Origin of the sequence: Cryobacterium sp. N19, assembly GCF_002929595.1 — a bacterium.
Taxonomy (GTDB): Bacteria; Actinomycetota; Actinomycetes; order Actinomycetales; family Microbacteriaceae; genus Cryobacterium; species Cryobacterium flavum.
In genome coordinates this window covers 20,761-39,633 of record NZ_PJJR01000044.1, presented here as the reverse complement: position 1 = coordinate 39,633, position 18,873 = coordinate 20,761, and the positions used below count along the sequence as shown (strand labels likewise).

14 protein-coding genes and 1 pseudogene are annotated in these 18,873 nt (G+C 58.1%); 4 read left to right on the top strand and 11 right to left on the bottom strand.

The window, feature by feature from the left end:
• Positions 1-287 precede the first annotated feature (287 nt).
• Positions 288-880 (top strand): annotated as a pseudogene (locus CXY78_RS21500) (recombinase family protein).
• An 834-nt stretch (positions 881-1,714) separates the two neighbouring features.
• Positions 1,715-2,263, top strand: a complete 549-nt coding sequence (locus CXY78_RS03460; protein ID WP_140425653.1) for a DUF6578 domain-containing protein — start codon at positions 1,715-1,717, stop codon at positions 2,261-2,263.
• 724 nt (positions 2,264-2,987) lie between these two features.
• On the opposite strand, the gene CXY78_RS03450 is transcribed toward CXY78_RS03460, so the two are convergent.
• The 4 genes from CXY78_RS03450 to CXY78_RS03435 form a co-directional block, all read right to left on the bottom strand.
• Positions 2,988-3,758, bottom strand: coding sequence for a hypothetical protein (locus tag CXY78_RS03450; protein WP_104088109.1), 771 nt, complete (start codon positions 3,756-3,758; stop codon positions 2,988-2,990).
• Positions 3,755-4,318: an RNA polymerase sigma factor gene (locus CXY78_RS03445; RefSeq protein ID WP_104088107.1), complete on the bottom strand. Its 564-nt coding sequence runs from the start codon at positions 4,316-4,318 to the stop codon at positions 3,755-3,757. Before CXY78_RS03445 ends, CXY78_RS03450 begins: the two co-directional genes overlap by 4 nt.
• 1,124 nt (positions 4,319-5,442) lie before the next feature.
• Positions 5,443-6,057: a recombinase family protein gene (locus CXY78_RS03440; RefSeq protein WP_104088106.1), complete on the bottom strand. Its 615-nt coding sequence runs from the start codon at positions 6,055-6,057 to the stop codon at positions 5,443-5,445.
• 464 nt (positions 6,058-6,521) lie between these two features.
• Complete coding sequence (locus tag CXY78_RS03435; RefSeq protein ID WP_104088105.1) at positions 6,522-8,843, bottom strand: FdhF/YdeP family oxidoreductase; 2,322 nt, start codon at positions 8,841-8,843, stop codon at positions 6,522-6,524.
• Positions 8,844-8,984: 141 nt separating this feature from the next.
• On the opposite strand from CXY78_RS03435, the gene CXY78_RS22035 reads away from it, so the two are divergent.
• Positions 8,985-9,128 carry a DUF3140 domain-containing protein gene (locus CXY78_RS22035; RefSeq protein WP_369827241.1) on the top strand — a complete coding sequence of 48 codons (144 nt, stop codon included), beginning with the start codon at positions 8,985-8,987 and terminating at the stop codon, positions 9,126-9,128.
• Between the two features lie 123 nt (positions 9,129-9,251).
• Here CXY78_RS22035 and CXY78_RS03430 read toward each other — a convergent pair whose 3' ends face one another.
• The 4 genes from CXY78_RS03430 to CXY78_RS21180 all read right to left on the bottom strand — a co-directional run bounded on the left by CXY78_RS03430 (position 9,252) and on the right by CXY78_RS21180 (position 13,429).
• Positions 9,252-10,430 carry a glutathione-independent formaldehyde dehydrogenase gene (locus CXY78_RS03430; RefSeq protein WP_233206074.1) on the bottom strand — a complete coding sequence of 393 codons (1,179 nt, stop codon included), beginning with the start codon at positions 10,428-10,430 and terminating at the stop codon, positions 9,252-9,254.
• A gap of 574 nt (positions 10,431-11,004) precedes the next feature.
• Positions 11,005-11,460: an SRPBCC family protein gene (locus CXY78_RS03425; protein WP_104088102.1), complete on the bottom strand. Its 456-nt coding sequence runs from the start codon at positions 11,458-11,460 to the stop codon at positions 11,005-11,007.
• 157 nt (positions 11,461-11,617) lie between these two features.
• A complete protein-coding gene (locus CXY78_RS03420; RefSeq protein WP_104088100.1) occupies positions 11,618-12,733 on the bottom strand; it encodes an aromatic acid exporter family protein in 1,116 nt (371 codons plus the stop codon).
• A 552-nt stretch (positions 12,734-13,285) separates the two neighbouring features.
• Positions 13,286-13,429, bottom strand: coding sequence for a GPGG-motif small membrane protein (locus tag CXY78_RS21180; protein WP_166786221.1), 144 nt, complete (start codon positions 13,427-13,429; stop codon positions 13,286-13,288).
• A gap of 425 nt (positions 13,430-13,854) precedes the next feature.
• On the opposite strand from CXY78_RS21180, the gene CXY78_RS03410 reads away from it, so the two are divergent.
• Entirely contained in the window at positions 13,855-14,721 is an 867-nt protein-coding gene (locus CXY78_RS03410; RefSeq protein WP_104088097.1) for a DNA/RNA non-specific endonuclease, read from the top strand.
• Positions 14,722-14,746: 25 nt separating this feature from the next.
• Here the strand turns inward: CXY78_RS03410 and CXY78_RS03405 are convergent, their stop codons facing one another.
• From CXY78_RS03405 to CXY78_RS03395, 3 genes are all read right to left on the bottom strand, one after another.
• Positions 14,747-15,307, bottom strand: a complete 561-nt coding sequence (locus tag CXY78_RS03405) for a recombinase family protein (protein WP_104088096.1) — start codon at positions 15,305-15,307, stop codon at positions 14,747-14,749.
• 651 nt (positions 15,308-15,958) lie between these two features.
• A complete protein-coding gene (locus CXY78_RS03400; protein WP_104088095.1) occupies positions 15,959-16,471 on the bottom strand; it encodes a hypothetical protein in 513 nt (170 codons plus the stop codon).
• Positions 16,468-18,531, bottom strand: coding sequence for a hypothetical protein (locus tag CXY78_RS03395; RefSeq protein ID WP_104088093.1), 2,064 nt, complete (start codon positions 18,529-18,531; stop codon positions 16,468-16,470). Before CXY78_RS03395 ends, CXY78_RS03400 begins: the two co-directional genes overlap by 4 nt.
• Positions 18,532-18,873 lie beyond the last annotated feature (342 nt).

Here is an 18,873-nt window from a genome sequence, read left to right as displayed (position 1 = left end):
CCTCACGACGGAAATATTTCTCGGCCCATAAGCACACTGTCGTGCCGGCGTAAACGCGACCGTGGCATCAACTGCGGTCGCGACAACTGCCCTGCCCTGGAAAACTCCGCCATTCCACGAAACGGCTGTCTCGAAACCCTAGGGATATAAGACGTCTCACCGCCGTGCCTTGCGCCTCCTCAAAATCGCCGGAATGTGGCGGTACGGCGAGTCTTATAACGACGTCGCATAACCTCCTGCTGTAATTGCAGTACACACCGTTAGTTATGAGACACCTCAGGAGCAATGTGACGAAGCTGATCGGCTATGCGCGCGTATCCACGCGCCAACAATCCACCGACCGGCAACAAGTGGATATTTTGGCCGCTGGCGTGCGGCGCGACGACCTTTACGTCGACCATGGAATATCCGGCGCTCGAGCCTCACGGCCGAACTTCGATTAGGCACTTGACGCCCTCGAAGACGGCGACACCCTCGTCATTACGACGCTGGACCGGCTGGCCCGGTCAACACAGAACATGCTCGCCTTTGCCGAGGAGCTCCGCGGCCGAGGTGCCGGCCTTCGCGTGCTAAACCTCGGCGGGGCGACGTCGACACAGCGACACCGATGGGGTCCATGCTATTCACGATCATGGCGGCGCTCGGGCAGATGGAACACGACATCAAGCGAGAGCGTGTTGTCGACTCCATCAACAAACGCCGCGAAGCCGGCAAAGACTTAGGCGGCCGCCCGCGGATCATCACCGACAGCCAAATCCGCAACGCCCGTCGGCTTATAGACGGTGGAGAGACAGCAACAACGGTTGCCCGCGACCTTGGAATGTCTCGAGCAACGTTCTATCGCCGAACGCGGGCAATTGACCTCGCCGGAGTTATTTGAGGCGTCCGAACGTGCCCCGTACGCCCTCCCTTCACCGGGCATTTTCTCAGACGGGTCTTACGGGACAATCGCCCTCTCGGCACCGCAGAGAACCGAATAGACGACGGTAATTCGAAGCTGCCCCGGGCGCCGTCCCTCTTGCGGACCCCTCACTCTCAAACGTTGACCCCAAGGCGTTCCCTTTACGTGACGCTTTGTTCATCTGAGCCATGGCTAAGACGGTTCAGCTATCCTCGGATCACAAGCAATGAATGGGGACGACATGGCTTCCACACGATCGATCAATACGACAAGGCGATTGGTCGTTCTCAGTGCCGCGCTCATGGTGAGTGCGGTTGTGTCCGGCTGCTCAGTCTCGGACGTGTGCCCCACGATCGGGTGGGACAACACTGTCACCGTCGAGCTCGAAGGCACAACATCTAACGTCAGCGTCGTTGAGTTGTGCGTCGACGGCGAATGTTCAGGCCCTGCCCCAACTCAGCTATCACCAGACGAGTCCGTCGGGATCGATGAACACTCGTGGGAAATCTCGACAATAATGGCGACTCCAGAAAATGTCACTATTCGCGCACTCTCACCAAGCAAAGAAGTCCTCGCCGAGAGGGACGTGACACTCAACTGGGTCCGCGTGGGCGGCACTGAACAATGTGGCGGACCTGCCGAGACCGACCCCATCACCCTCACTATTGCATCCTGAATTCTCTGAGCGTCCCGACTTTGTGCGATCCCGAAAAGGGTTCCCCATTCGGGCCCTTTTTTCTAACACGTTCTGAAATTACTGAGGGGATGGCCCGGCAGATTGCAATGCGGCAAGGGGGTTCCTAGTCTGTTCCCATGAAGGATCTTGGAAGCCAGCTAACGCCTGTTTCGAATAAAGAGAGCAAGCGCGATACCGGTGTTCGGGTGCGCTACGTCGGCACCTACGAGCCAATCGATCGGGTGGACGTGGAGGCGGTCGAGCCGGAGGACATCGTCCCGAGCCGGGCATCCGGCGATACCGACGTGTGGTTCACAGAATGGCAGGTTGCCGAGGACGGTTTGGACGTTGCACTTGACCAACGCGTCGACTGGTCGCTGGTGCCCATGGACCAGAACTGGGTTTCCCGCCTGTTTGCCGGCCGCCGCACGATCTCCTTGCAGCTCGACACATATGCCGACGCCGTCCGCGACCCTTCCGACCGGTCAGATCGGACGCAGCTGTCCGGTCGTGTTGCCCGAATTGATCAGATCTCGGTTCGCTACCACCCGTCGAAGGATCCGGAGGAACGCGGTGTTCTGGTGCCGGAAACAGGGGGCGCTATGCAGCACAGTGTGCTGAGCTTTCGCCAGTCGCGCAGTCATCACGGAAAGGTCGTCGGCTGGATAGTCCGCCTGCGTAAGTAGGCGTTACGGCGCCTTCTCGTGTCTCGGGGGGGTCCGCTTACGGGCGGTGGTCAGTGGCGGCATTCGTCAACTCTGGCTATTCTTGGTCAAATTCGAGGATGATCGTTTGGGGGAACGGATGAGTATCTGCAAACTGGCTATCGCCACGGGGGTGACAGTTCTTCTGGTTCCGATGTTGAGCGCATGCACGAGTTCACCACCGCTCTCGCCGCGTACGTCGACGCTCACGAGTGCCCCCGCCGAACCTTCGTCGGTATCCACGCCCATTCCGCAGTCAATCGCGCCTCCGGCCGCGACCGGCACGACTCTCGGGACGTGGGTGAGCCTTTCCAACACGCAGCTAGGCGGTCCTATCGATGCCAAGGGCGAGGGCTTGTGGATCGCCCTCAACTGCGTGGGCAATGGGAGTGTGACCGTCGAGGATACGGCGGCATGTCGTCCACATTCCTATGTACTTCAGACGATGTGCTGTCCTATGCCAATCACGACAACCAAGCTCACGGAGAGTCAACCGTCTCGGTGTCTATGACCGGAGACGTTGTCTGGGGACTAACGATCTCGAGTACGCCGCTCACCGACTCTACTCAGGGCTGAGATCGCATCGGTGTGGGCTGGTCGCGTCCTTGCCATGGACCCGACTTCAACGTGCCCGGTAGGGGTTCCTTTATCGAGTCAGTTCTGTCACTCGAGCAGACTGGCCGTGGCAAGTCGGCCATTCCTCGATTCAGTATTGGATTGTGAACTCTCCGATTCGAGTTTCGCCATCGTTTTCATAGACGGGCACGGAGACGGTTTTCCCCGCCATTGAGTCTTGCCACGCGAGTGCTTGCTCCGGGGACGCGAAGGTTGCTGCTTGTTCGCTGCCGTCTGCCTGGGCAAGTTCCCGAGCATGAACAAAACCTTCGTTTCCATTAGTCGCGAGGACTGCGATCAAGTCAGGCTCACCGCTTTCGTTCAGCGCGCCATACGTCTCGCCGTTGTCGTTAACGGCCCACTCTGTGGTCCGCTCGCTGACGTACGTCGCGGCAATAGTCCAGCTGGATTCTGGTGGGGTCGTGATGGTGATGGACTGCTGTCCCGGCGAGAGAGTCAGCGTGTAGCTGCCACCGCCGGTGGCTTGACCGACGTCGTTCATGGTGCAGCCGATGCTTGCGCCGTCCTCAAAGGTGAACGTTCCCGGACTTAGACAGGTCAGGGAAACGAAAACACCTGTTGCCCCGTCAGGCACGACGCCCAGCTGGACAGTGTCTGTTCCCGTCGCCGTTTTCACCACGGATGCACCAAGTTCGGTGACCTCTTGTGCGCCGGGAATGGTCAACAGGCCTGCGGCAGCAGCAGCACCACCGATCAGGATGCTCGCTCCGGCAAAGATGCCCGCTCCGAGACGGAGGTGTCTGCGCCAGAAGGGGACGGTCGACGATGGCGCGGAAACGCGCGCGTCCAGCTCGTTGCGAACTGCAGCCGAAAATACCGGGTCAAAATCGATCTGCGTCATGTGCGTGCCTCCGTCAGTTGCTCTCGAATTTTTCCTTTGGCCCGATGCAGGCGGGTACGGGCCGCCCCGTCGGAGAGTCCCAGAAGAGTTGCAGCCTCGGTGACCGCATAGTCCTCCAGGACGACCAAGACGACGAGGGAAGCATCCGCAGGCTTGAGCATCTTCATCGCGGCTTTCAGGTAGCTGACCGACTCGCTTTCCTCGATGTGGGCAACAGCAATCTGCTCGGCGTCAGCTGTGGCATCCGCTCGCGGTAGCGAATCAAAAAGTATGCGGTACCGTCGAGTTCCGCGGCTGACATTGCGTGCGATGTTGCCGGCCGTTACCAATAGCCAGGGAAGGACCGAATCGCTGACGAGGATGACGCTGGCGCGGCGGCGCCACAACTCAAAGAATGATGCCGACGTGACCTCTTCAGCATCATGGGCGTTGTCGACCAGACGTAGAACGTGGCGAAACACCCGATCACGATGTCGATCGAACAGTGACGTGAACGCACGGCCATCATTGGCGCACGCACGCGTCCAGACCTCGACTTCGCTCACCACTCCAGTACCCATACCCTGTAATGTCCGCCCATCTTCAAAACGTTACAGTTGGCCCCAGCCGACAGCTCTTTGCATCGGAGCGGCATGGCTGCAATCCGCAAATCGCACATCCACGCGGCCCACCGCCATTCAATCGAACTCAAACTTCTTATTCCCGTAGGGGGTTCCCCCCAACGGAACTGAGCACGCGCCGCCGATGTCTCGAACCAGCACCGCAAATTACAAACGCTAGGAGGGACACCGAGATAAGTCCGCGCCGCTCAGCAGCAGCTCTACCGTCTTGTATCCCATGGCTTGTGAGGCACATCAGCGATTTCAAGCGGTGGAAGCCACAGGGGCTATTTTCTTCTTCGAGAAGAGGCCGCTGAGCAGGTCGGTCGGGATCTCGCGGCGCGGCGATTCTCAAAACTACGTCTCGCAGCCAAATTCTTGCGTGACGGTACTCTTCGTCAGGTGCGAGACCTGTCCGGAAAATGAAAGGCCTGTACCTCGAATTCTCGGAAGGGCTTCTACTTCTTAACGAGAAACCTCACACCGCCAGGCCTTAGCTCCCCGTCGGTTGCGCCTCTTTCTGCCCCATCGGGGCTATGGCCAAGCGAATCTTGGCCGATCATGTTTAGCCGGTCATCTTGAACGGGCACCCACCGGTCCTGTGGTAGCTCGTACAGGCAGCCCAGACGAGTGACTTTTGGCGCTCTTTGGCGGCATACTGTGACCGCTAGGTAGCGCATCGACCACCATCGGCGGGGAAGTCGCCGACTTACCAAAGTCCAAAAAGACCGTGGTCCTCTGGCGCACGCTTCTGCACCTAGTCTTTTCGAACATTTCCCGGGGAGTGCAGGAATTTAAACGCGAGCCCTATGGCAAGACCATATGTAACAAAGATGGCCCCGTTGATCCATATGCCCAGAGCACTCGCAAACAGGACAATCCCCAGGCCCACCGTAAGTATTGCTGCGACCCACCAGAAAACTCTATCTGCCACGATGCCCCTAATCGAATGATCTAATGCAAGCGAAACGCCCGCTATACCAGCAATAGTACGTGCGTCCTTTGTCGCGATGAGAGCACCAGCAACACTCCCCTCACGTGCGACACCGGATCCGCTAGAAATGACGCGAAGGTTCATCACTTCGCTATTTCTTAGAGAAGAGCTTTTCACCGTCAGCGCGCAGCTCCCCCCTCGGTGAAACATGGCGGTACAGCGTCTGCCGAGTGATGCCGAGCTCTTTGCAGAGGTCGCCTACTATCGTCTCTTTCTGACCCATCGCCGCCATAGCCAGGCGGATTTTGGCTGGCGTCATCTTGAACGGCCGCCCTCCGGTACGTCCGCGTGCACGAGCCGCGGCGAGCCCGGCAACAGTGCGTTCAGAAATCAGCGCCCGTTCAAACTCGGCAAGGGCAGCGAAGATCCCGAAGACAAGCTTCCCGGATGCAGTCGTAGTGTCGATCGCGGCGCCCTCGCCGGTGAGTACCTTGAGACCGATACCGCGGTCGGTGAGGTCATGGACAGTGTTGACCAAGTGCCGCAGATCACGACCCAGCCGGTCGAGTTTCCACACCAAGAGAGTGTCCCCCGTACGGAGCGCCTTCAGACATGCCGCCAAATGAGGGCGGTCGTCCTTCTTCCCGGACGCCTGGTCCTCATAGAGGTTGTCCAGGTCGACACCGGCAACCAAGAGCGCATCTCGTTGGAGGTCGGTGCTCTGCGACCCGTCGGCCTTCGAGACCCGCATATACCCGACGAGCATGCTGACTCCTGTCACTTATACGTTCGAATACGTGACAGACCTGGCTTCGGCTTGCGAAGGATGAAATACGTCACTTATCCCGTCATTTACCCTAAGTTACGCAAAGGTTACGGCGCCAGGTTGGGTGATGGCGCTCACACGACAGGCTCTCAGGAGCTCTCGACTGGTAGGCCCGCCAGCGTCGGGTTAATTGACTCGGAACTGCTGGGTCAGTGGTCCATGGTTCGATGTAGTCACGGGGATTCAAGATCGAGACCACCAGATGCGGGGGCGCAATGTCAGGTTTGCCATTTACGAAGCACCACTGGAATCGTCTGGACAAGGGCGCCACGGTCGTTGTCACGCCTCGATGCCCTGGCCAAATCTCAGGCCGTCGGGACAGTTATGCCCGAGGAGGTGGCTATCGAGATCTCTGCCCTCAGCGCCTAATCAGCCGAGGGATCACAGGGAAACCGAAACACCACTCAAAAGGACTTGACCGGGGACTCCTGCTTCTGAGCAGGTTCCAGCTTGACGATGACGGCCTTGGATACCGGTGTGTTGCTGTCGTCGGCTACTTTGTCCAGGGGAACAAGAACGTTCGCCTCGGGAAAGTACGTGGCAGCGCACCCACGGGCGCTGGGATAGGCAACCACACGGTAATTGCGCAGTACTCGCTGCGCGCCATCATCGTGCACGCCGTGAATGTCCACCTGCTGGCCGTCCTCCAAGCTCAGTTCAGCGAGGTCTTCCGGATTCACGAAGACCACATGCCGGCCTTTCTTGATGCCCCGGTAACGGTCGTCGAAACCGTAAATGGTGGTGTTGAACTGGTCATGGGATCGCATAGTCTGCAGGATCAAGGTCGCGGCCGGCCGGCCAATAAACTCAAGCCCGTTGACAGTGATCATGGCCTTGCCCGTGGGCGTGTGGAAAGTGCGCGAGTCTCGAGGTCCGTTCGGCAACACAAAGCCGCCATCCTTCCGGATTTTTATGTTGTAGTCCTGGCATCCTTCCACCACGTGCGAGATGTGTTCGCGGATCAGATCGTAGTCTTTCTCGAATCCAGGCCAATCAGCGTTGGTCTTCTCCCCGATCGTCGCCCGTGCCAAGCGGGAGATAATGGCAACCTCGGAAAGCAGGCCAGGTGCAACCGGTTCAATCACGCCGAAGGAGGGATGCACCGCACAGACCGTGTCTTCGACCGACACGAATTGCTCTCCCGATGCCTGTCGGTCGACCTCGGTGCGGCCCATGGTCGGAAGAATAAGCGCTTCCTTGCCCACGACCGCGTGGGAGCGGTTCAGTTTGGTGGAGATCTGGACGGTCATGTCCGTGCCGTGCATCGCGGCTTCGGCGGCATTGGTATCCGCGATCGCCCCGACCAGGTTGCCTCCCAATGCCATGAAAAATTTGATGCCGCCGTCACGCATGGACTGGATTGTCTTGACCGCGTCCACTCCATGATCAATTGGCGGCTCGAAGCCGAATTCCTTGCCGAGTGCGTCCATGAATGACTGTGGCATTTGCTCCCAGATACCCATGGTCCTGTCGCCCTGGACATTGCTGTGGCCTCGGATCGGGCAAGCGCCAGCGCCCGGCTTGCCGATGTTTCCGCGCAGCAGAAGCAGGTTGATGATCTCCTTGATCGTGGCGACCGCTTTCTTGTGCTGAGTTATCCCCATCGCCCAGGTGATGATGACCCTCTCAGCTTTCAGGTATCGGGCCGCCAACTCATCGATCTCGTCTATGCGCAGGCCAGTCGCCTCCAGGACTGCACCCTCGTCCAGCTCCGCGAGGTGCAGTGTTAACTCCTCCAGCCCTTCACAGTGCTCGTCAAGGAATTGGCGGTCCAGAACTGTTCCCGGGTTTTCGGCCTCAGCATCGAGCACCCTTTTGGAGACGGCCTGTAACAGGGCCATGTCCCCGCCCAGCCGGATCTGAATGAACTGATCGGCAATCTCAGTCCCGTGGCCGATGATGCCCTTGACCTGCTGCGGGTTCTTGTATCTTCTCAGTCCCGCTTCCGGCAGGGGATTTACGGCGACAATTTCCGCGCCGTTGTCCTTGGCTTCCTCGAGAGCAGTGAGCATGCGGGGACTGTTGGTTCCCGGATTCTGGCCCATGATAATGATCAGATCGGCCTTGCCGAAATCATCGTAGGCGATCGTGGACTTGCCAATTCCAATGGTCGGGTCCAAGGCCCGACCGGTTGATTCGTGGCACATATTGGAGCAGTCGGGCAGGTTATTCGTCCCGTAGCCGCGGGCGAAAAGCTGATACGCGAAGGCGGCCTCGTTGGACGCGCGACCGCTGGTGTAAAAGACAGCCTCATTGGGGGACTCGAGGCTGTTGAGCTTGTTGCCGACGATGGCGAATGCCTTGTCCCAGCTGATAGGCCGGTAGTGGTCCTCACCGGCTGGCTTATAGACAGGTTCAGTCAGGCGTCCCTGCGTGCCCAGCCAATACTCCGAACGCGTGAGCAGGTCGCTGACCGAATGCTGGGCCCAAAAACTGGAGGACACGACAATGGGCGTCGCTTCCCAGGTGACGGCCTTGGCGCCGTTTTCGCAGAACTCGAATGCCTTGCGATGATCAGGATCCGGCCACGCACAGCTCATGCAATCGAAGCCGTCCTTCTGGTTCAGAGACAGCATCGTCTTTCGCGTTCGATCCACGCCCATATCCTTGATCGCCGGAATCATTGAGTGCAGCACACCGGGCATCCCAGCGGCCCAGGCCTTAGGCTTCCCAACTTCAATGTCGCTGTCTTGAGGTTCGTTCGCCGGAGGGTTCTCGCGCATCATGACCACTCTCTTCCCGCTTGTAACAGCAGCGACCAGAGTCAATCGTGCCGACCATATCAGGACTAACAGGTGCGCTCAGGCATAGCAACTAAAACGATTAAATTGCCAGCCCCGACGCGAGTAGCCTGAGCCAATGCAGGCATTTATCGAACACTGTCACGTTGGGAGACGAGACCGTGGGCGTCCGATATCGAACACATGTATAGGGTTGTCAGCTACGTGAAGCGGCATAGGGCACGGGGCACAGATTTCGACGCCGAGCACTCACGATGGCGATACTCATGATGAACAGGGGAATGACCGACTAAAAACGTAGCGGCAGGGGAACTGTGCGGTCTGGTTCTCCCTGCCGCGCACGCCGTAATTTGGACCACAGAAGCTAGGTCACATGGGCCGCTAGGTGTTGGCCTATTCGGGCTTGAGGATAACCTTGGTCCACCCGTCGGTGCGGTCGCCGAAGTTCTTATAGGCATCCGAGGCATCGCTAAGGGGAATCTCGTGAGAAACGATCCATGATGGCTTGGCCTTGCCCACGGCAATTAGCTCGCGCAACTGCCGATTATATTTCTTCACCGGGCATTGGCCACTGCCAATGTTTATTCCCTTGAGCCACTGCAGACCATAGTCAATAGCAATCTTGCCCTGCTTGGCATTCTCGTCGAAGCCGCCAGGATCCGCCGGCAGGAAAACACCGACCACACCAATTCCGCCGGTGATGCGCACGGACTGAATCAGCCGATTTAGAGTCATGGCGGGATCTTCGGTGCCCTGCGGATCGTGGGCCTGATAGCCCACGCATTCACAACCCCGGTCCGCGCCAATACCCTTGGTCTGGTCCAGTACGAACTGAACCGGGTCAGTCTTCGAGTCATCAACGGCGATCGCGCCGATCTGCTCGGCCAGGGCAAGCCGGTCTGGGCGGCGATCCACAACCCAGACTTTACTCGCGCCCTTGATCGTCGCCGACAGGGCAGCCATCAGCCCGACAGGACCCGCACCGTAAATCACTACTGTGTCACCGGGGATGACGCCAGCCATCTCGGTAGCGTGATAGCCCGTAGGGAAGATGTCCGACAGCATCACGTAATCGTTTTGCTTTTCTATGGCGTCTTCACCCAGGCGCAGGCAGTTGTTATCGCCGTAGGGCACACGCAGCATTTGGGCCTGCCCGCCGGGGTATGGACCCATTCCCGCGAAGCCGTAGGCGGCGCCCGCGCCGACCGGGTCGGGTTGCGTGGTCATGCAGTAGTTGGTGAAACCGCGTTCGCAATTCTTGCAAAACCCGCAAGAAATATTGAACGGCAGCACGACGCGTTCGCCGACTTTTACCTTGTCGACGCCGTTACCGATCTCGATGACCTCGCCCATGTTTTCGTGGCCAAACGTGCGTCCAGTCTCAAAATTGGTGCGTCCCTCGTACATGTGTAAATCTGAACCGCAAATATTCGTGGCCGTGATGCGTACGAGAACGTCAGTGGGACGTTCAATCGTGGCATCCGGAACTTCTTCGACGTTGACCTCATTGGGGCCCTTATAAACGACTGCCTTCATTTCTTTTCTCTCCCTGGTTTTCATGACCGTAAACATGAACGGTCCTTCTTCTTTCGGAGGTGTACAAATTTCAGTGCCGGGGCAACCTCAAGCTGCCCGCAGATTGTGCCTAGGTGTGTCTATCACCGTTCCATGTGCACCACCTCACCGCCACAATTATCGCGACGCCCACACCGGACATCACAGGCCAGTGTCCGTCTCGTACGAAGCGACCAGCAGTGTGCAGCCCGGATCAGAAGAAATTGACTGAGCCGAAAATCCTCATCACAAAAAAACAAAAGCGCAGGGGCATTACATTCCCAGCTGATGCGTGCTGGGGAGAGTCAAAAACACGTTCTTCAGAGACGGACATTCTCCAACGTCAAAGACCACCGCACCCGCACCGAAATTCTGACAAACGTGCCCGTTTGAACAGACTGTGCGGTTCACTTTCACAGAACATGTGCTCGCGATGGCCAACGGACTTGGAGTTAACGTCGCGACCGAGAGAGCCAGTATTTCCCAAACGGTTACCACGTGTTGTGATGTCACGCACCCGGCCGGCGCTGTGGCGAACTTCGGTGTGCGGTGTCCGGACCATCACGAGTCGTAATTTGGTCTTCCAGCAGCGTCAGGCCTGCACATCTCCGCGCCATCCGACATCGTCAGATCCTTTCGCCTCGATGAACTTCTTAAAGTTCGCGAGGTCTTTCTTGATGGCGTGGTCGTCGATACTGAGAGCGGCCCCAGCCTTCTCAAGCAGCCCTGTTGCCTCCCAATCAAGCTGAACCGTCACACGCGTCTCGTTCGCAGCCAACTTATGGAACGTGACGACTCCCGCGTGGTCGACCTGGCCGCCGGTGCTGTTCCAGGCAACACGCTCGTCGGGGTGCTGCTCAGTTATCTGAGCCTCAAACGTGCGCTCCACTCCGCCGATTTTAACCGTCCACTCGGTGAGAGTGTCGGTTACTTGCGTGATGGATTCAACAAAACTCAAAAACTTTGGAAACTCCTCGAATTTTGTCCATTGGTTGTACGCGACGGTAACGGGAACGTTGACGTCGACAGTCTCGATGGCGTTGGGCATGATGACCTCCTAATGCGAATCGGATTAAATAGTTTCTGCAACCCCTTTCACCGTACCGAAGGCAAATCCAAGGTCAACCCGGGTAAGGAAGAACTCGCAGGAACGAGAAGGTATCTGTGCACGGAACCTCGGCAGCGTGAACACGTGATGAGATGGGCTAAACGACGGGCGAGGGAGGCTCTTCAGAATCTCTCTCGGTGCCAGGGCGTAGCGCGACCAAAATGCGCTTCAGATCGATAACGATCGCGGCCGTGGGGCTGAGCGATGTCGTCCCGGCACCCAACTCTTGCATGCCGTGCAGAATCGCCTCGACTGCCACTACGGCAGCATCAAAGGGTGCGCTATCGCGCGGGCTGTCGTCCGTGGCACGCAAAGTTTCCGCGACCGCGTGCAGGGCATCGCTCAGAACCGGCCGCAGCTCGGACGGCAGCTCAAGGGGAATAGGTTTACCCCAGATCATGCCGGTAAAAACCTCAGTCAGGTTGCGCACGTGAAAAGTGACGTTCTCCAGAGCCGCGAGGTCCTCATAGTCGACAACAAGATTTCTGCGGTTGAACCGAGCGCGAGGGTTCCCCTTACGACTCTCGTCGGCGTATTGCACAGCCGACCTGACATCTCGGGCCGCGTCGGTAAGTGCGCTGCCTCTGGTCGCCCAGAGTTCACGCTCCGGAGGCCAACTCTCGACCAAGGCCACGCCGATATCGCTGAGGTGCGTGGCGAGGGTGCCCCGAAAACTAGTCAACCGCTCGACAGCCGTGCCGATAGCAAGCGGCGGCAAAATTAGCAGGTTGACCAAAAGTCCCACCACTATTCCCAGACCCACTTGGGCGAGATAACCGGCCGAGTAATCATCGGCTTCCGGGCCGCCGATGATGAGAACGAAAAGAGCAGTCAGGGGTACTTGTTCCCCGCCCACACCAAGCCACCGCATTCCTCCGATAAGAGAGCCAAGGCCGATGACCAGCGAAATCGTCCACACGCTGGGCTCACTCAGGAGGAGCACGGCCCCAGCAAGGGCGATTCCGACGGCCAGCCCAGCGAGGGTTTGTAGAGCGCTGCGGAGAGAACGCATAAGCGTTGGGTGCATGCTCAAAAGTGCGCCCAGCGGCGCGTAGTACCGCAATTCCTGGGCGTCCCCAGGGAGAAAAGGGGACAGCGTCCAGGCAATCGCCACAGCAACAGCGATCTTAGTGACCTGGAGGAATCGCGGAGGTTGAAGACGACGGACCACCGCCAGCCGTGATGCGTTCCACGGGAAAATCGTTCTCAGCATCGTCTAAGTCTCTTCCGCGGCAACGGAGAGTTAAAATCCGCTCGCCCCGCAGGTTAAGCGCAAATACTGGCGAGGCGCTGGGAAACATCCAACAAGAAAACCACTCCCGCAGTAGCCGGCACGGCGCTCAGAATTTTCGAAAAGGATGTCCACCTCCGTTCACGCCGTGTCCGACAACGCGACGGCGATATCGAATCAATGCGGATCTTGCTCGCGGAACGCGCCTCAGCCACCAAGGCACGCACCGCGAGCATCAATCAGATCCACGGACTGTTGGTCAGCGCGCCCGAGGCAACCCAACAGGATTTTCGTCAGTTTGACGGCGCCAAGCTGGCGGTCACTCTCGCGCGCACGTCCGGCGCCGGGGACCACTCCGGAGGTGATAGCTCGAGCATCCGCGAAACGGCTCGCGCAACGCCACCAGGCGCTGACGGCAGACATTGCCCATATCGTCATGCAGCGCTCAGACAACGAAGAGCGTCAGTGGATCCTTCACGCCGAAACCGTTCCGGAGCTCCGCCACGCCCCGAAACGGCTACTCGATCCGCAGTCTCAAGTGAAGAGGCTCACGCCACCTGGACCAACCAACAGCCCCACGACGATGAGCACAATACCCCAGAGAATTTGGCGTCGAAATAGCGCGAAAATGCCTGCAATAACGAGGATTACCGCAATGATCCAGAGAATTGTTGCCATGGTGCTACTCCATTTCATTCAGCGCCGACGGGCCGTACGCCCATAGCGGTTTACGATCTGTTGAATCGAACGTACCCCCTGCTCGGTCTCTGACCACTGTGTTTTATCCAAAATGGCGTGGAGGTGAGACGCTGTCATCACGTGTTAGCCGCCATGCGAAACGGCCAAGAAAACCCAAGCACGGTCACGTCCCCCCGAGGGGATGCTCCTATTGATGTCAAGCGGCTTTTTGCGCCGCCTTGGTTTGTTGAGTTTTGTCGTCGAGCCATGCGCTGAAGGCGACTTCCAGATTGGTGTCAGCACGTTCGGGCACTCGCGTCTGTGGCCAGCAAAAGACAGCAGCGAACAGGAATCTCCCCCTTAACGCCACCATATAAGTCCGACAGCCCCAACTATCGGCTTGCTCTGGCTGCTTGACTATCACTATGGACGCCGCATTATTTTCTCCTGCTGGATACAACGCCGATTTCCTTGAAGTTCCTCTGCCGTTCCCGGTCCCTCTCGCCGGAACCCTAATTCGTGAGCTGCCCTACACACATTTCACCGTGCTCCTCGACCCCGCGCGGCGCCTTGCGATCGCGACTGGTGTAAACATCGACGGGGATCACCTCGTTGCCGTCGAGCGAGGCGACGACTGGCATCTCGACTCGCGTGTCCCGGTCTACGAACAGGCTGGGGAGGCCGTCTACGCCAGAAACGATCTCGACCGCGGACACCTCGTCCGGCGCCAGGACCCGGTCTGGGGCGATACAGTGACAGCCCGGCGAGCGAATTACGACACCTTCGCCTACACCAATGCCGCCCCACAAGCCGGAGCGTTTAACCAATCGAAACAACTCTGGCTCGGCCTCGAAGATCACGTCCTCACCTACGCACGCACCAACGGTAACCGCATCAGCGTCTTCACCGCCCCCGTGCTCTCAGCCCAGGATCCGACATATCGCGGCGTGAAGATCCCGCAAGCGTTCTGGAAAATCGCGGCGTGGACGACGACGGCGGACGGCTCCACTGTTCTTCACGCTGCCGGGTTCGTCCTCGACCAAAGCCCGCAGTTGGAAGACATTGACCTCGACACGGTCCGCGCTCCAGCCCGCATGGATAGCAATCCCCCGCCACTTGGACCGTACCGCACCTATCAAGTACCTATCGTGGACATCGTCGACCTCACTGGGCTCAACCTGGCCGCCCTATCCGAAGCAGACGTCTACGCCCCGGACCCCACGATCCGAGAAGACACCGACCGTCGAACGCGCTGGGTCGAACTGATCGACACCGCAGGAATCCACCTCTAACCACACCGAGTCCTCTACAGCCAGCTCAGTCCCCAGCGCGGAGGTAGACATAGACAGTTTCCCGGCTGATCCCAAACTCACGAGCAAGCACAGACTTCGGCACACCAGCGGCAGCCTTCTCACGCAGCTCGACCGCACGAGCGATGTCGAGCGACGGGGTACGACCACGGTAAACGCCACGCTTCTTCGCCAGAGCAATGCCCTCGCGCTGACGTTCACGAATCAAAGACCGCTCAAACTCAGCAAACGCCCCCATAACGTTCAAAAGCAGGTTCGCCATCGCGTTGTCGTCGCCCGTGAAGGTGAGCTGCTCCTTCACGAACTCAACCCGGACTTTTTTCGCCGTGAGTCGGCGTACGATCGAACGGAGGTCATCTAAGTTGCGGGCCAGACGGTCCATGGAATGCACGAAAACAGTATCGCCATCTCGGACAAACTTGATCATCTCCTCGAGTTCGGGCCGGTTTTGATCCTTTCCCGACGCCTTGTCCTCAAATACCCGGTCGACGTCGATGCCAGCAAGCTGACGGATGGTGTTCTGATCGAGAGTGCTGACTCGCACATATCCAACTCGTTGACCCGTCATGAGGCTCTCCTACCTGTTTTGTCGGATTGAAGTCTAAGACCTGGTCGTCAGGGGTGTCTATCAATCAGAATTTGGCCCTATCCTGACAATACTTGAGAAGGGCGCCTGACGTNGCTCACCGGCAACGCATCCCCTCGCCGTGACCGATGCGGGGACGTCGAACCGGTGCTCTCGAGCCGCCACAGCGCACCATGGAGATCGTCGCCAGGAAGGTGCGGGCTACCAGGCAGTCGCGTGCGTCACCACCCACCGCATGCCTCAACTCGCACTTGCTCACACCCACTCACAGATGTTCCGTTACCGCTGCGTTACTGCTGGGTCAATCTGGGCAATGAAAAACCCCTACTCCCCAGTGAAACACTGGGATGTAGGGGGTCCTTCGTGGCGGTACCGGTGGGATTTGAAACCTAATGCGCGCCCAATCAGACAGCGGTTCCGGCCTGCGACCCGCATGATTTCGACGTTTTTCAATCATTTGAGCGACCTTGAAACCGATGCGATTTTGGTCAAATGTTGCCAAAATGTTGCCAGGAGTGTTCCTGCCCTGGGCCGCTACCTGCGGTCAACGCCTTCCGGCGTCCCACGCCGTTTTCGGCTAGCGGAAAGCCACGGTTCCCGTATTGTTCCCAGGTTTGTCTCAGAGACCAACGCTCAACGTTCGGCATGGCTATCTGAGGCATCTCGCGCCTTGGCTCCAACCGGAGCACGATTGTGGGCACCGTCTGGCACACCAGCAGGTACCTCGGCGAGTAGCAGGTGGAGGCAGATTTCCGCGTCCTCGTGAAGGTACCGGAAGCTCTGCGATGGTTCGATCTTCATCTCTCGCCGCATGACATCCAAAGAAATCGGTTCAGGGTATCTGGTCACCTCGGTCGCAGGAATGGCAACTCCCGCAGTGACGCCCTGGAAGTAGGTCGTGAATTCATTCGCTTCGATAGCAAGTTGGGATCGAAGACTTCGCCAGAGCTCGATGACGCTAGCGAATAGGACGTCTGCCGAGATGAACGAGCCAACGATGGCCTTCGTTGGCGAACTGGCGTAGAGGTAAACGGTCGTTCCCGGTTGGAGGTTGGGAAAGCGACGGCGAAGCTCGTATGTCTTCGAACCATTCAGAATTGACTCGGCAAATCGCGGTCGGATGGACAGAAGGACGGACTGTTTCATTGCGTTTCGTTCGCGGTTTCATAAATACTTCGGAGCACGGCTGGCGGGACGCGGCGTGGTGACGGTGCGATGCTCTCGCTGAGCCCGTTGGCCGCAGCAATAACTCTAAAGTCTGGTAGCGACATCGGCTGCCGCAAGAGCTCCGTGTCTTCGAACTCGACCACGTGTACGAGTCCGCCCGACGCAGCTGCTGCGATATCCGACACGTTATAGACGCCCATGTGGCTGAATCGCCTGTGGGCGTCTTCTGGCGAGAGTATGTACGAACCAACAATCCTGGAGTAAGCGAAGATCGTGTGCACCCCGAGCCGTTTGTCGCCCGAGCAGTACCATACGACCCTTGATGGCACCGTCTTGATTGGGTTGTTGCGGGGAGACCGAAAATAGACGTGCGCTCGCGCAAGTCCCAAAGATTGTCGTTGAGTGATGAGGTTTGACGGGAACCCGAAGAGGTTCATCGCGTTTTCCGGACGAATCGGGATGAAGAAGCTTGGTGTTTGGTCCCACACTTTGAGGGGCCAGTATCTGCGCTCAAGCTCGGCAACGAGGCTCGGCGTCAGCTGCCTGATGAACCCTTCACCGCTGATGTGCATGAGCTGAGCCAGCTGAGCCACTTGGCTGCTATTCGATACGTCGACCCACTGCCCGAGCACGTCGGCAAGCCAAGTGCTATCTCTCGCGTTCGGACGGAAGCCGTCTTCCAAGAGAGCATCTGACACAACGGGATGCAGATAAGGGTCGGTAACGTGGATCTGATTCAAGCCGAGGTCGACGGCGATCTCGCGAAGTTGTCTTGCAAGCTGAAACGCTAAGGTTTGTGCTCTGACTCCACGCCTTACTCTGACGAATGCAACCGAGAGTTGCCTACCTGCTACACGAGTAGAGATAAGACCTAAGGGATCGCCGTCCTCGGCTCTTAGCAATCGCACCTTGCTATCTTTGTGGGCAAGTGCGTTCCTGAGGCGCGTGCGGAAGTCATGTTTGCGCTCCTGCACTGGGTAGTTTAGGAAAGCTGATTCGAGGTCGCTCATCGGCGCTGGTGCTGCGTCAGTGAGCGAAAGAATTCCAGCCAAGTGGCGGGGCTGATAGGTGGGCTGTGGATCCCCGCTGTCAACGTCGGCGATGACTTCGAATGGCATGACAACACGCAGATCGAACTTGTCATGGATCCACGCATGGGTTACTCGAATGAGGTTCTCATCGTGAGTGACAAAGTACTGCGCTCCTGCATTGATGGCATCTGCCAAGTGGTTGACATCGCTGGCCAGACTGGCATCCGCCGCCCATTCGGCCGCTCCTATAAAGCTTCGGATAGCCTCTTCAGTGGATGTCTCCTTGGGACGGGTGGTGACGAGCACTGCGATATTTTGGGCACCGGCCCGTTGATGGTTCCGCTCGCCAGTGTCTGACAAGTTGTTCAGCTCGTGGTCCACTTCGGGTGAAACAGCGATATTGACGCGGGCATCGAACCAGTCGCCGGTCAGGCTTTCTGATGACTGTCGGTGGGGCCTTCCGACGAGAGGACTGGCGACCAAGTCGATGACAATGTTCGAATCGAGCACAGCGAGAGGTAAGGACGTCTCAAAGATGAGATGGTCGAAGAGGTCTGGTCCACCCATTGGGCGCCACCAGATGGTGAGTGGTTCGCGAGTCAGACCTCGACCAGGCCGTTCTCCTTTGGGACTCATTCCGAGTGAGCGCCAAAATCCATTCAGGTTGTAGCTTCGCCTGCAGTGGGCCTCGTAGCCGATACTGTTTGGGTTGCTTTCAACCATTTTGTCTACCATGAGGGAAGCAACTGTCGACTTCCGCGCCGATTCATCGACACACACGTGAACAAGTTTCAGGTGCGACCGGGGCCTGTCATATATCGTGTAGCCCACTACTTTGTTGTTCTTTCGGGCCAAGATGAGCGCGCCTACAGCAGCCCTATCATGGAATGCGGCGTCTGGGAGGAAGCCCAGCGACTTCTTGTTCACCTTGTAGAGGGAGAAGACTCCATCGAGGAGCTGGGCGCTGTCGGGCATTTCTGGCGACCACACCTCAATAGCTATGGCCACAAATTCCTCACAATGTCATCGACGTTCAAACTTTGTGGCGTCAAAACGTACCCTCGACGCGTTCATCACAATCGGCACAGATCTCAGCGGGGTCGCCCGTGTCAAGTCGTCTTGCCATGCTTTCAAGAGTAGTGAAGATCTATCCAAGGAATCTCGTGACATAGACAACTGGGGTGCTTCGTCAAAACAAGGTCGCTCCGTTCGAGTGCGTGCGTCGAGTCGGGATGCGTCTGACGGGAGAACCATTCGAGGCCCTCACCGTCTCTCAATCGAGAGGATACGAGACGCTTGAGCTAGCAAACACTTCTTACCAGGCACCGCACTTATTTAAATCGAGGATAG